The sequence below is a fragment of the Ensifer sp. Root278 genome, from assembly GCF_001429285.1.
GTDB lineage: Bacteria > Pseudomonadota > Alphaproteobacteria > Rhizobiales > Rhizobiaceae > Ensifer.
The window spans coordinates 65,370-79,269 of record NZ_LMJJ01000001.1 but is presented as its reverse complement, the minus strand read 5'-3'; the positions used below and the strand labels follow the sequence as shown (position 1 = coordinate 79,269).

The window sequence follows — 13,900 nt, the reverse complement described above, 5'->3', positions numbered from 1 at the left end:
AATCTCCACTTGCCACAGAGGAAGCCAGCCATGCCGCATGACGTGCGTTACGCCCTGCAACAGTATCTCCTTCTTTCAGGCTTTGCCGTCTTTTGCTTCCTCATTTCCTGGCTCCTGTCGGCCGATCCGACATTCCTCGTCATCATCAAGACAGTCTTTGCGCCCATCTATCTGCTCGCCATGGCGGGCCTCGATACCCATTTCAAGCGCGCGGACGGCGCTCCCTGGCCGCGTTGGCAAAAGGTGGAATATGCAGCAGCCCGCGCCGCACTCAACGTTGCCTTCATTGTCGTCATATCGATCACGCCAGATCAAACAGCTGGCGAAATGGCAAAGACGGCGATGATGGTTGCAATGGCGATCGGCGTTGTGGAATTCATTTTTGCCTTGCGAAACCGGGCCTCGACGGATCGCTGAGAGGTGCGTGAGCTTTCACGCAAACGTTACGCATTTGTAATGTCGGAATCGCACCGGCTATCCTTGAAAAGCCACATTTGACTCCTCAAATCTTAGTCAACGGCACCGAGTGATGCCGTCTTCTGGTGATTGGCCTGTCCCCCGCCCGCACCAGATGAGGACAAAGGCCTTATCCCCCTCTCCGGGCCTTTGTCCCGTTTTCAAGAAACCGTCACGGCGCCGCCTCCGCGCCGTGACGGTTTTTTACTTGGCACCAAGGCTTTCGATAATGTCCGCTCAAATCGAAGTGAGCTCAGCGCTTCCCAAGGTTCATCGCCTGCATTGTAACTTGTCTTCATGACGCTTCGGGCGTACCGATAGGCATGGCCTTCAATCGTATGGAATCTGCGACCTATCTGGCCAGCCTGCTGGCGAAGAGCTTTTCGCGCGCGCTTCACGAGCGCGGCCAGAAGCTTGGTTTCGCACCCGGTCAGTTTCCGATTCTGCTCGAACTTTGGGCCGAGGAAGGCTTGACGCAGAAGCAACTGCTCGATCGCCTCGACATCGAGCAGGCGACGATGGCCAACACGCTCTCCCGCATGGAGCGGGACGGGCTCATCGTCAGACGCAAGCACCCTCAGGACAAGCGCTCGCAGCAGATCTTCCTAACCGAACGGGCAAAGGAGATGGAGGCAGCCGCCAAGGAAGCAGCCCTTGCCGCCGACCAGTCGCTGCTTTCCGGCCTCAGGAATTTCGAGCGCGAGCTGATGCTCGAATATATGCGCATGGCGCTTGCCAGCGTGGCACGTGGCGACGGCCGCGCCTGAAGCTTCGCACCTCCCCTGATCGATCCATCAAAATATTTGGCTTAAAGCGAATGACCTTAGGCTCTAAAACCAGAGCGAGCGCGTCCAGTGCCTTTGCGTGTCTGAAGGCGCAGCGTCGAATGCTCGTCAGTCGCCGCCGCTCTACAGCGCCGCGCGTCTTATCAGACGCGCAAAGGTCGCTGCAGAACTTTGATTTGCTGCATGTCTTTGTCCTTAAATCGAAGTCGATTAAAGGAGACATGCAGTAGAACGACCCCGCGTGATTTCGTGCGCAAATCGATTTCGATTTGGCGATTGATGCAGTAGGTTCCGGCAAAACTTGAAGCAAGGATATGCATGATGGCAGATATCACCCCCGTTCTCGAACGCGCAGACGCCAACCTGCCTGACAGCCTCGACCGGCTGTTCGATCTCGTTCGGATCAAGTCGATCTCCACCGACCCGGCCTTCAAGGCGGAATGCCGCAAGGCAGCCGAATGGCTGGTGGCGGAACTCAACAGCCTCGGCTTCACCGCCTCGGTGCGCGACACCCCCGGCCATCCCATGGTCGTCGCTCATCACGATGCTGCCAAGCCTGATGCGCCGCATGTGCTGTTCTACGGTCACTACGACGTCCAACCCGTCGATCCGCTCAATCTCTGGGACACGGACCCGTTCGAGCCGGGCATCAAGGAAATCGAACCCGGCCGCAAGGTGATCACCGGTCGCGGCACGGCTGATGACAAGGGGCAACTCTTGACTTTCGTCGAAGCGGTACGCGCCTACAAGGACGTCCATGGCGGCCTGCCCTGCCGCGTCACCATTCTGTTCGAGGGCGAAGAGGAATCCGGTTCACCGTCGCTGAAGCCTTTCCTGGAAGCCAATGCCGCCGAGCTCAAGGCCGACTATGCGCTGGTCTGCGATACCAGCATGTGGGACCGCGATACGCCGGCCATCTCCGCGGGCCTGCGCGGCCTCGTCGGCGAAGAGGTCATCGTCAGGGCTGCCGACCGCGATCTGCATTCCGGCTATTTTGGCGGCGCTGCAGCCAACCCGATCCGCATCCTCACCACCATTCTCGCCGGCCTTCACGACGAGAACAGCCGCGTAACGCTCCCAGGCTTCTACGAAGGCGTCGAAGAGACCCCGGCCCAGGTCAAGGCTTCCTGGGAAACGCTCGGCCAGACGGCGGAGAAGTTCCTCGGTGAGATCGGCCTGTCGATCCCGTCGGGCGAAAAGAACCGTTCGGTGCTGGAACTGACCTGGGCGCGCCCGACCGCCGAAGTCAACGGCATCACCGGCGGCTATACCGGCGAAGGCTTCAAGACGGTGATTGCGGCCGAGGCTTCGGCGAAGGTTTCCTTCCGCCTCGTCGGCAACCAGAACCCGGAGAAGATCCGCGAAGCGTTCCGCGCCTATGTCCGCTCCAAGGTTCCGGCGGATTGCTCGGTGGAGTTCCACGCCCATGGCGGTTCTCCGGCCATCCACCTGCCCTATGAATCGCCGCTGCTCAACACGGCGAAGGTGGCGCTTTCCGACGAATGGCCAAAGCCGGCCGTCATCATCGGCATGGGTGGCTCGATCCCGATCGTCGGCGACTTCCAGAAGATGCTCGGCATGGAATCGCTGCTGGTCGGCTTCGGCCTTTCCGACGACCGGATCCATTCGCCGAACGAGAAGTACGAGCTGCAGTCCTACCACAAGGGCATCCGCTCCTGGATCCGTATCCTGGACGCGCTCGCCGCTTGACATCATCAGAGCCGCGGCGAAGTGCTTCGCCGCGGCTTTCGACTGCGGTTGCACACACGCCAATCACGCAGCTCTCACGCGCAGTGCATCAACCGACGCGCGCGCATTTCCAAACGATCGACGCGATGTCCGCGCTTTACCGTTTCCCCTTCACCGTTTCCCGGCGGTTTCTCCGGTTTCGGCAGACCCTCAATCCTTGACCTCAGGGGTCTCAGGTGCTTCCTTTTTGTGAAACACATCACAAAGGGAAATCGGATCATTGGCAAGGGTAAGGACCGAAGCGTCGCGCTGCGGGCGTGACGCTACGACAAAGCAGCTTAGAAAACAGGATGTCTCCGCTCGGAGAACCACTCCGGCAGCTGCAACAGAAGTGTCCTCAGAACGCCTCGCCCACGTCCTCACACCGATCGCGGCGCCTGTATGAAGAGGCTGCAGACCTATTTCTGGCCCATTGTCGGCCTTCTCGCGATCCTCTTTTCGGTGAATGCGCTTTATCACGAGCTCCGCGGCCTTTCGCTCGACGAGTTCCTCGCAAGCTTCAACGCGATCTCGCTTAAAAGCTGGCTGTTGGCGATCTGCTCGACACTGGTCGCCTATGCGGCGCTTGCGGCTTACGACCGGCTGGCGCTCGACCATCTCGGTCACCGCATCTCGATCTGGTTCATCACGCTCTGCTCGTTCACGACCTACGCGCTGTCGCACAATCTCGGTGCCTCGGTCTTTTCCGGCGCGGTCGTGCGCTACCGGGCCTATCGCTCCAAGGGGCTTTCTCCAGGTGAAGTCGGCGTGCTCGTCGCCTTCTGCTCCTTCACCTTCACGCTCGGCACACTGGTGCTTTCGGCCATCGTCCTCCTGGTGCGACCCGACATCATCGAGCGCTTCGCCGAATTCCTGCCGGTGGAAATGTCGCTGACCACAGGCGTGCTCATCCTCGTCGTTATCGGGCTCTATGTCATCGGCAGCCTCGTCGGGCTGCCATCGTTCCGCACGCGCTGGTTCCACCTTCACTACCCGAAGCCGAGGATCGTCTTCCGGCAATTGGTGATCGCACCCGTGGAACTGATCGGCGCTGCCGGGATCATCTATTTCGCACTGCCGGAAGCCGGAAACCCGGGCTATATCGTCATCCTCGGGATCTTCCTCGCCTCGTTCTCGGCGGCGCTGCTCTCGCATGCACCGGGCGGGCTCGGCGTGCTCGAGCTGATTTTCATCGCAGCCCTGCCGGAAATGGATCCGGCCGACGTTCTGGCGGCGCTGGCCATCTTCCGCCTGCTCTACCTGGTCATCCCGTTTGTCCTGGCATTGGTGGTGATCCTCGTTTTCGAGCGGGCACGCTTCTTGGCACAACGCCCTCCCCCGGGAGGGACCGACCTTCCCTAGAGTAATTCCAGGAAAAGTGCGAAACGGTTTTCCGTCAGGAATTGCGTAATTTCAAAGACTTAGATCACTTCAGTGTTTCGATGAAACAATGAAGTGATCTAAGGGGATCGCCTGCTTCACTTTGACTGGAATTGCGGCGTGGTGGAAACTTTACGCTTCCCTCGACCCACGTCAGGGCGCGTTGCAGACCGTCGGCAGCGCCTGCTCGAGCGGCCCTTTCACTTCCTTAAGCCGCGCCGCTTCGACCTGGTAGGGCGTGAAGGGCGGCACCTGTAGCGACGGGTTGATGATGCGCGTGACATAGCAGCCGGCGAAGAACCGGACCCGCGCGCGCTTCTCGATAGACTTCACCGCAACCGGAACCGCCGAATAGATGCTGCCGGCGCCAGCCTCCGTTTTCACCTTGCCGATCTTCACCTCGACCGACACGGTGCGATCATAGCCGCGGGTGAAGGACTTGTAGCCGCCGACGGGCTTCGATTCGCCGAAATAGCCGTAGGCGCGGGCATATTCCTTGCGGTTGATGGCATTGTAGAGCGAACGGACGAGAGCTGCCCCGTCGGAGCGGTCGTCGACATAGGCGACGCCTTCCTGTGCCAGAGCCTCGCCGTTCAACGCTGCAAACGCGCCGAGGGCGAAGACGGTGGATCGAAGCTTCATGGCAGTCCTCCTTTTGTCGAGCGCCAGCCGAGCACAACAATAAGGCGAAGCCATAGCAGGATTCGCTACCCGCATGTTTCCCCAAGTCGTCGCCGACGCGGCGCTGAGCTCAGGCCGGAGGCAAGCCGGCACGGCGGCGCGCGACGACGCGCTCGCGCCACACGGTGAAGATGCCGGCGGCGACCACCAGCACGGAGCCGACGATCATGTTGACCGTCAGCGTCTCGCTGAAAATCGTCACGCCCATGATCGAGGCAAAGACGAGCTGGAGGTAGGTGAGCGGCTGAACGGCCACCGCATCCAGCACCTCATAGGCCCGGATGAGGAAGTAGTGGCTGGAGGATCCGGTGATGCAGAGCAGCAGCATCCAGCCCCAGTCAGCCGGCGCAAGCGTGACCCAGAAGAACGGGCCGACCAGGCTGATCGCGGCAGCACCCACGACGCCGGTGTAGAAGAAACTGGTCATCGCCGAATCCTGCCGGCTGACGAGCCGCGTGACGATGACATAGAGCGCAAGCAGCAGAGCCGCCCCGAGCGGCAAGAGGAAGGTCCGGTCGAACAAGCCGTCTGCGGGCTTCAGAATCAGAAGCACGCCGCCGAGACCGACGGAGATTGCCAGCCATCGCCGCCAGCCGACGCGCTCGCCGAGAAGCGGCATGGACAGGAGGGCAACGAACAGAGGCGTCGCCGCCAGGATCGCTTGCGAATGGGCAAGCCCGACCCAGGTGAAAGACGTGATCACCATGACGATCTGGGTCGGCAGCAACACGCCGCGCACGATCTGAAGCCACGGTCTCCTGGTTGTCGCCGTGATCTTCAGGCCTTCCTTGGTACGCGCAGCCAGCGCAATCGCGAAAAGTGCAAAGGCCCAATAGCGGATCATCGCGACGAAGGCCGGCGGATAGATCGCGCCCAGATGCTTGGAGATCCCGTCCTGGATCGAAAAGATGACGATCGCCAGAAGCGTGAAGATGTAGCCGTTTGCCTTGGAAGCCTGTGAGACGGTGGACGTCATGGCGCGCCGATACCTGCGAGAACCCGCCGCGCCGCCAATTGCGCACGACAGGTGCCACATACAGGGAAACACGGCCGTATTCGAGACATGAAAAGAGCCCCGTGTGGGAGGAGGTACACGGGGCTCTCGAACTTGATCGGTGACTGGGAGGAGGAGTGCCACCGACCCGCATCGGGCGCCGCGGGAGGAGGTGCAGCGCTTCGATAAGTCATATAATAATCGTGCGTCGCAGCAATTTCAAGACGTGATTTTTTTGCATTGCACAAAATCGTGAAGGCGAAGCGTCAGGTCGAGCCATCTTGACCCGCTGATCGGAGCCTGAGCCAGGGAACAACTCGTCGCCGGGCCGGCACGCGAAAGCCATGCATGGCGCGGTAACCAGCCGGAAACCACAACCTTTGATAGCTTTTTACTCTACTTCAGCTTTCCTGATATACGACCAGCAATATTAGAAGAAATATATTCACTCTCCATAATTGCAGGCTTTCAGATGAAATTATTGCTCCAGGTCCCCACCGCAATCATCGTTGTCCTGATCCTCGCCACCTGGATCGCCAGCCTGCGCCTCGTCGTGCTGCCACCGGGCTCCTTCAAGTTAAGAGCGATGACGGCGCTCGTTTATCAAGGGCACGACTACCGGCTGGTGGACAGCCCGCGCGCCATGTGCGACCGACAGGCCTACCAGGCGAAGGACTGCGAGGAAGTGGCGATGAACCACCTGGGGAAACGGGTTCTGTTTCGGCTTCCCTATAGCCAATGGCTCTACGACTTTACCGAGCCCGGTGCTGCGGCATCGAACGTGGCGGTCGAAGATACGCCACTGCGCAGCTCCATCCAGTAGTTGCGGCCATATGGGCTCGTTAGCACAACGGAGTGGACGTCTCACCCACTGCCACGCGCAGCGCGTCGCTTAAACGCAAGTTGTTGAAGACCATGCGTATTTCACGATGCGCTTCTTAACTCCCCCTTAAATTGCCGCATTTAAAGTTCACCCGGTCGCCGTGGCGGATGGGCGCAGAGCGCCGGTACCGCCGTCGAGATCGAAGTCACCGTCGTGGTTGAGCCAATCGGCCCCGCAGACGGCAGAGGGACAAATCCAAACGGCATGGCAACAAACGGCAGGTCAGGAGAGCGGATCGAGCCATCGTTCGGCGGAAACCAGGACGATGATGACGATTTTCGCGTCGAGGCCAGCGATCGTGTGACCGCCAGCCGCAAGGCACCCCGCGGCAAATCTTCGGGCAGCGGCAAGAAGGGCAGCAGCAAGAAGAAGGCAGCCGGCAAGCGCGGCAGCGCACGGCGCAACTCTGGCGGCGGCGGCTTTGTTGGCCTTGTCCGCACGCTGTTCTACTGGTGCATCGTGCTCGGCATCTGGGGCGCCATGGGCGTCGGCGGCCTGGTGCTCTACTACGGCGCGCGCATGCCGAGCGCCGAGAGCTGGTCGATCCCCGAGCGGCCGCCGAACGTCAAGATCCTTGCGGTCAGCGGCGACGCCATCGCCAATCGCGGCACCACCGGCGGCGAAGCGCTGTCGCTGGAAAACATGTCGCCCTATATCCCGCAGGCGGTCATCGCGATCGAGGACCGCCGCTTCTATTCGCATTTCGGCATCGATCCGCTGGGTCTCGCCCGCGCCATGCTGACGAACCTCACCACCGGCCGCATGGTGCAGGGTGGCTCGACCTTGACGCAGCAGCTTGCCAAGAACCTGTTCCTTTCGCCCGAGCGCACGCTCGAACGCAAGGTGCAGGAGGTGCTGCTCGCCTTCTGGCTCGAGCAGAAATATTCCAAGGACCAGATCCTGGCGATGTATCTCAACCGGGTGTTCTTCGGCTCCAACGCCTATGGCGTGGAGGCGGCATCGCGGCGCTATTTCAACAAATCGGCGCGCGACGTGAACCTCGGCGAGGCCGCACTGCTTGCGGGGCTGCTCAAGGCCCCTTCCCGCCTGTCGCCGGCCCGCGACCCGAAGGCTGCGGAAGAACGCGCCCAGGTGGTTCTCGGCGCCATGCGCGAGGAAGGTTACGTCACCGATAGCGAGATCAAGACGGCGATGTCGCAGACCCCGACCAAGGCCAAGAGCTACTGGTCCGGCGCCGAACACTACGTCGCCGACATGGTGATGGACCAGCTTCCCGGCATGATCGGCGAGATCAAGGAAGATCTCATCATCGACACGACGATCGACCTCAATCTCGAGAAGAAGGCCGAGGAGGTGATCGCTGCCACGCTAGACGCCGACGGCAAGAAGCTCGACGCTTCGCAGGCAGCACTCGTCTCGATCGATGGCACCGGCGCCATCCGGGCGCTCGTCGGCGGCAAGGACTACGCAGAGAGCCAGTTCGACCGCGCCTCCAAGGCCAAGCGTCAGCCGGGTTCCGCCTTCAAGCCCTTCGTCTATGCCGCGGCACTCGAGATCGGCCGCACGCCGATGTCGATCCGCAACGACGGCCCGGTCCGGATCGGCAACTGGACGCCCGAGAATTACGACCAGAAATATCGCGGCGAGGTAACGATCGCCGATGCGCTCGCCAATTCGCTGAACACCATCGCCGCACAGCTGGTGATGGAGGTCGGGCCGCAGAACGTCGTCAAGGTCGCCCATCGCCTCGGCATCGATTCCGAGATGCAGGCAAACGCCTCGATCGCGCTCGGCACGTCCGAAGTCAGCCTCGTCGAACTGACGTCGGCCTATGCCCCATTCATGAATGGCGGCTTCAAGGCGACGCCGCATGTCATTCGCCGCATTTCCAAGGCCGACGGCACGGTGCTTTACGAAAACACCTACGACAACCCGCCGCGTGTGCTCGACCCGGCGATCGTCAGCGAAATGAACCAGATGATGGTGCGTGTGCTGACCAAGGGTACGGGCAAGAAAGCGCAGCTCAAGGGCTGGGAGGCGGCCGGCAAGACCGGTACCACGCAATCCTTCCGCGACGCGCTGTTCGTCGGCTACACCTCGAACCTGACGACCGGCGTCTGGTTCGGCAACGACGACGGCAAGTCGATGAAGAAGGTCACGGGCGGCGGCCTGCCGGCCAAGGCCTGGCACGATTTCATGATGGCGGCCCATGAGGGCCTCTCGCCCTCGCCGCTCTTCGGCACGACGGGCGTGCAGCCGGTCTTCGATGAAGGCGTGGGCGCACCGGCCGGCGACTTGCTCTCCGGCGATCCGGAAGCCTTCCCGGAAGCACCCGTGGGCGTCAATGGCGCGGTCGCAGTGGGGCAGCGCCCGGTAGACCAGGGGGGCGAATGGGATGGCCAGAGCGCCGATCAGGGCAATGGCGGTCTCGTACCACCGGCCGATGTCGGCCAGACGACGGGTGCCACGCGCCGCACGACCCTCTTCGACATTTTGACCGGCGGTTGAGCCGGCGCGACTGGCGCTGCAAGCGTGCGACTGGCGCCATTCTCACCAGCCGCGCATAGCCCATTTCTAGCTAGGCAAATCCCGGACTTGCATTTGCCCCCAAACGCCCCGCAGAATGCCTTGCAGTCCGAAACGCCGGTCCTTATATACGCCGCATCGGCGCAGTCTCGACTGCGAAGAAATCCTGAGACCATCCCGTTAGGGGCTGTCTTACGAATGCCTGACCGGGTTCCGACAGTCCGCTGCAAGGAGAGAACGACATGGCTAAAGTTATTGGTATTGACCTGGGAACGACCAACTCCTGCGTCGCCGTCATGGACGGAAAAGACGCGAAGGTGATCGAAAACGCCGAGGGTGCGCGCACGACCCCCTCGATGGTGGCATTCAGCGACGACGGCGAACGTCTCGTCGGCCAGCCGGCCAAGCGCCAGGCCGTCACCAATCCGGAAAACACGCTTTTTGCGATCAAGCGCCTGATCGGCCGGACCTTCCAGGACCCGACCACGCAAAAAGACAAGGACATGGTTCCTTACAAGATCATCAAGGCCGACAATGGCGACGCCTGGGTCGAAGCGCACGGCAAGGATTATTCCCCGTCGCAGATCTCCGCCATGATCCTTCAGAAGATGAAGGAAACGGCCGAATCCTATCTCGGTGAAAAGGTCGAAAAGGCCGTCATCACCGTTCCGGCCTACTTCAACGACGCCCAGCGCCAGGCAACCAAGGATGCCGGCAAGATCGCGGGCCTTGAAGTTCTGCGCATCATCAACGAGCCGACCGCGGCAGCCCTTGCCTACGGCCTCGACAAGAAGGACGGCAAGACGATCGCCGTCTACGACTTGGGCGGTGGTACCTTCGATATCTCGGTTCTGGAAATCGGCGACGGCGTCTTCGAAGTGAAGTCGACCAACGGCGACACCTTCCTCGGCGGTGAAGACTTCGACATGCGTCTCGTCGAATACCTCGCCGGCGAGTTCAAGAAGGAACAGGGCATCGACCTGAAGAACGACAAGCTCGCCCTTCAGCGCCTGAAGGAAGCTGCCGAAAAGGCCAAGATCGAGCTGTCCTCGTCGCAGCAGACCGAAATCAACCTGCCGTTCATCACGGCTGACGCTTCCGGTCCGAAGCACCTGACGATGAAGCTGTCGCGCGCCAAGTTCGAAAGCCTGGTCGACGACCTGATCCAGCGCACCGTTGCGCCGTGCAAGGCAGCCCTCAAGGATGCCGGCGTCTCGGCTGCCGAGATCGACGAAGTCGTTCTCGTCGGCGGCATGAGCCGCATGCCGAAGGTTCAGGAAACCGTGAAGCAGCTGTTCGGCAAGGAGCCGCACAAGGGCGTGAACCCGGATGAAGTGGTCGCCATGGGCGCCGCCATTCAGGCCGGCGTTCTGCAGGGCGACGTCAAGGACGTTCTCCTGCTCGACGTCACCCCGCTGTCGCTCGGCATCGAAACGCTCGGTGGCGTCTTCACCCGCCTGATCGAACGCAACACGACGATCCCGACCAAGAAGTCGCAGACCTTCTCGACCGCCGACGACAATCAGTCGGCCGTGACGATTCGCGTCTCCCAGGGTGAGCGTGAAATGGCCGCCGACAACAAGCTGCTCGGCCAGTTCGACCTCGTCGGCATTCCGCCGGCACCGCGCGGCATGCCGCAGATCGAAGTCACCTTCGACATCGACGCCAACGGCATCGTGCAGGTTTCGGCCAAGGACAAGGGCACCGGCAAGGAACACCAGATCCGCATTCAGGCTTCTGGCGGTCTTTCCGACGCCGACATCGAAAAGATGGTCAAGGATGCCGAAGCCAATGCCGAGGCCGACAAGAAGCGCCGCGAGGGCGTCGAAGCCAAGAATCAGGCCGAAAGCCTGATCCACTCCAGCGAGAAGTCGCTGAAGGATTACGGCGACAAGGTTTCGGAAGCAGACCGCAAGGCGATCTCCGACGCGATTGCCGCGCTGAAGACTGCCGTCGAAGCCTCCGAGCCGGACGCCGAAGACATCAAGGCCAAGACCAACACGCTGATGGAAGTTTCCATGAAGCTCGGCCAGGCGATCTATGAAGCGCAGCAGACGGAAGCCGCCCATGCGGATGCCGCAGCAGACGCAGCGCGCGACGGCGATGTCGTCGATGCCGACTACGAAGAAGTCAACGACGAGGACGACCGCAAGCGTTCGGCCTAATCCGTCCCTTCGATCAGACGAAAAGCCCGGGTTCGCCCGGGCTTTTTTTGTTGGCCGGAGGGGCCGTTCATGCGGACAAGAATGACGACGGACGCTGTGAGCCACCGCAAACGTTACTTTTCCGACAAAAAACCGCATCTACCACCGCTCGGGCTATGGTATCGCGCTTCAAGGTTTACTAAATCGGTGGCAAGGTAAACGGGCAGCCGCCGAGCCCTCGCGCTGGCATGCCAACAGGATAATCTTCGACGAATGAAACGTGATCTCTACGAAACGCTTGGCGTTGCCAAGAACGCCGACGAGAAGGAGCTAAAGGGCGCCTTCCGCAAGCTCGCAATGAAGTATCACCCGGACAAGAACCCCGGCGACGCGGCAGCGGAGAAGACCTTCAAGGAAATCAACGAGGCCTATGAGACCCTCAAGGACCCGCAGAAGCGCGCCGCTTACGACCGCTACGGTCATGCGGCCTTCGAGCAGGGCGGTATGGGCAACGGCTTCGGCGGCGGGGGGGCCGGCGGCTTCTCCGACATTTTCGAAGACATCTTCGGCGAGATGATGGGCGGCGGGCGCCAGCGGCGTTCCTCGGGCGGCCGCGAACGCGGCGCCGATCTTCGCTACAACATGGAGATCTCGCTCGAGGAAGCCTTCTCAGGCAAGACCGCGCAGATCCGCGTTCCAACCTCGATCACCTGCGACGTCTGCAGCGGCTCCGGCGCCAAGCCCGGCACGAGCCCGAAGACCTGCGGCACCTGTCACGGCTCCGGTCGCGTGCGCGCTGCCCAGGGCTTCTTCTCGATCGAACGCACCTGCCCGACCTGCGGCGGGCGCGGCCAGACGATCACCGACCCCTGCGGCAAGTGCCATGGCCAGGGTCGTGTCACCGAAGAGCGCACGCTTTCGGTCAACATTCCGGCGGGCATCGAGGACGGAACGCGTATCCGCCTCTCCGGCGAAGGCGAAGCGGGGCTTCGCGGCGGACCGGCTGGCGACCTCTACATTTTCCTCTCGGTCCGGCCGCATGAGTTCTACCAGCGCGACGGCGCCGATCTCTATTGCAGCGTGCCGATCTCGATGACGACGGCGGCCCTTGGCGGCAAGTTCGATGTGACCACGCTCGACGGCACCAAGTCGCGCGTCACGGTTCCCGAGGGCACCCAGGCCGGCAAGCAGTTCCGCCTCAAGGGCAAGGGCATGCCGGTGCTGCGCTCGGCCCAGTCCGGCGACCTCTACATCCAGATCCAGATCGAAACGCCGCAGAAGCTGACCAAGCGCCAGCGCGAACTGCTACAGGAATTCGAACAGATCTCCTCGAAGGACAACAATCCGGAATCGACGGGCTTCTTCGCCCGGATGAAGGACTTCTTCGATACGCTGAGCGACTAAGGCGCCCGGCGTTCCCACAGCGATCTTGCGCGCCGGATAGGGCGCGCAGTGCTGTAAGCTTCACGTCATGGCCGCAAGCTGCCACAGCCCGGCCATGACGAGCACCACCCCAGCGACCCGGGACAGGAGCCGGCCGCCGGGCACCACCTTTTCGGCGAGCACGAAGATGGCGATCGCCGCGATCCACAACACGTTCATCACCCCGCCGACGAACAGAAGCGCCATCAGCGCCCAGCAGCAGCCGACGCAATAAAGGCCATGCCGCAGGCCGAGGCCGAAGGCGGCACCCGCCTCGCGGCGAAATCCGCCGTGGTTCTGGATGAAAAGTAGCGGCGACTGGCATTGCCTGAGGCAACGATCCTTGAGCGACGTCCACTGAAACAGGCCGACGGCGACGAGGACCGCACCGCTCAAGGCTTCGTTGGCGTTCGAGAGCGCCGGAGTGAGCAACAGGGCGCGATCAAGGAGCCATTGCCCGAGAACGGCGACCAGCGCGAACAGGGTCCAGGCCAGCAGATAGCCACCAGCGAAGAATCCGGTCGCGGCGAAGGGCTTGCCCTGCTGCGCCGCCTGTCTTCCGACACGGGCATAGAGCAGGATCATCGGCGTTGCCGACGGCACCATCATACCCATCATCATGACAGCCCACATGACAAATGCATAGGCGAAGGTTGCCGCGGTCCAGGGACCGGCGGCCGCAGTCGCCATCGATGTCATCGATCCCCCTTGCGCCTCCATGGGCATGTTCATCGGCATGTCGATGGGCATCTCCATGTCCATGTCCATGCCCGAACCCATATCCATGGTGTCGGAGGCTGCCGGGGGCGCAGTCATGTCCATGGCCGAAGCCAGCCACAGGACGTAAATCCAACTGATCGCCGTCAGCGTAATCAACGCCGCCACAACGATGGCGCGATCACGTCTGAGCAGGGTTTCGAGCGCCGTATCCTTCATCGAC

At 61.7% G+C, this 13,900-nt stretch carries 11 protein-coding genes; 8 read left to right on the top strand and 3 right to left on the bottom strand.

What is annotated here, in order from left to right; translation table 11 throughout:
* Positions 1 to 30: 30 nt before the first annotated feature.
* The 4 genes from ASE60_RS00380 (at position 31) to ASE60_RS00365 (ending at position 4,331) form a co-directional block, all read left to right on the top strand.
* Positions 31 to 417, top strand: coding sequence for a hypothetical protein (locus ASE60_RS00380; protein WP_057247770.1), 387 nt, complete (start codon positions 31 to 33; stop codon positions 415 to 417).
* A 362-nt stretch (positions 418 to 779) separates the two neighbouring features.
* The gene (locus tag ASE60_RS00375) at positions 780 to 1,223 is read left to right on the top strand and encodes a MarR family transcriptional regulator (protein WP_057247769.1); all 444 of its coding nucleotides are present in this window, start codon (positions 780 to 782) and stop codon (positions 1,221 to 1,223) included.
* A 336-nt stretch (positions 1,224 to 1,559) separates the two neighbouring features.
* Positions 1,560 to 2,951, top strand: a complete 1,392-nt coding sequence (locus ASE60_RS00370) for a M20/M25/M40 family metallo-hydrolase (RefSeq protein ID WP_057247768.1) — start codon at positions 1,560 to 1,562, stop codon at positions 2,949 to 2,951.
* 420 nt (positions 2,952 to 3,371) lie between these two features.
* The gene (locus ASE60_RS00365) at positions 3,372 to 4,331 is read left to right on the top strand and encodes a YbhN family protein (protein ID WP_057247767.1); all 960 of its coding nucleotides are present in this window, start codon (positions 3,372 to 3,374) and stop codon (positions 4,329 to 4,331) included.
* A gap of 171 nt (positions 4,332 to 4,502) precedes the next feature.
* On the opposite strand, the gene ASE60_RS00360 is transcribed toward ASE60_RS00365, so the two are convergent.
* On the bottom strand, positions 4,503 to 4,991 hold the full coding sequence (locus ASE60_RS00360; RefSeq protein ID WP_057247766.1) for a hypothetical protein: 489 nt from the start codon (positions 4,989 to 4,991) through the stop codon (positions 4,503 to 4,505).
* A 109-nt stretch (positions 4,992 to 5,100) separates the two neighbouring features.
* Positions 5,101 to 6,006, bottom strand: coding sequence for a DMT family transporter (locus ASE60_RS00355; protein ID WP_057247765.1), 906 nt, complete (start codon positions 6,004 to 6,006; stop codon positions 5,101 to 5,103).
* Positions 6,007 to 6,496: 490 nt separating this feature from the next.
* Here ASE60_RS00355 and ASE60_RS00350 point away from each other — a divergent pair, with 490 nt between their 5' ends.
* The 4 genes from ASE60_RS00350 to dnaJ all read left to right on the top strand — a co-directional run bounded on the left by ASE60_RS00350 (position 6,497) and on the right by dnaJ (position 12,942).
* Positions 6,497 to 6,847 carry a hypothetical protein gene (locus ASE60_RS00350; protein WP_057247764.1) on the top strand — a complete coding sequence of 117 codons (351 nt, stop codon included), beginning with the start codon at positions 6,497 to 6,499 and terminating at the stop codon, positions 6,845 to 6,847.
* 264 nt (positions 6,848 to 7,111) lie between these two features.
* Positions 7,112 to 9,376 carry a transglycosylase domain-containing protein gene (locus tag ASE60_RS00345; protein WP_057247763.1) on the top strand — a complete coding sequence of 755 codons (2,265 nt, stop codon included), beginning with the start codon at positions 7,112 to 7,114 and terminating at the stop codon, positions 9,374 to 9,376.
* Positions 9,377 to 9,636: 260 nt separating this feature from the next.
* Positions 9,637 to 11,559 (top strand): molecular chaperone DnaK, encoded by a 1,923-nt coding sequence (gene dnaK / locus ASE60_RS00340; protein WP_057247762.1) that lies wholly within the window; start codon positions 9,637 to 9,639, stop codon positions 11,557 to 11,559.
* Positions 11,560 to 11,811: 252 nt separating this feature from the next.
* A complete protein-coding gene (dnaJ, locus tag ASE60_RS00335) occupies positions 11,812 to 12,942 on the top strand; it encodes a molecular chaperone DnaJ (protein WP_057247761.1) in 1,131 nt (376 codons plus the stop codon).
* Between the two features lie 60 nt (positions 12,943 to 13,002).
* Here the strand turns inward: dnaJ and ASE60_RS00330 are convergent, their stop codons facing one another.
* A complete protein-coding gene (locus ASE60_RS00330; protein ID WP_057247760.1) occupies positions 13,003 to 13,896 on the bottom strand; it encodes a DUF2182 domain-containing protein in 894 nt (297 codons plus the stop codon).
* Positions 13,897 to 13,900: the final 4 nt, after the last annotated feature.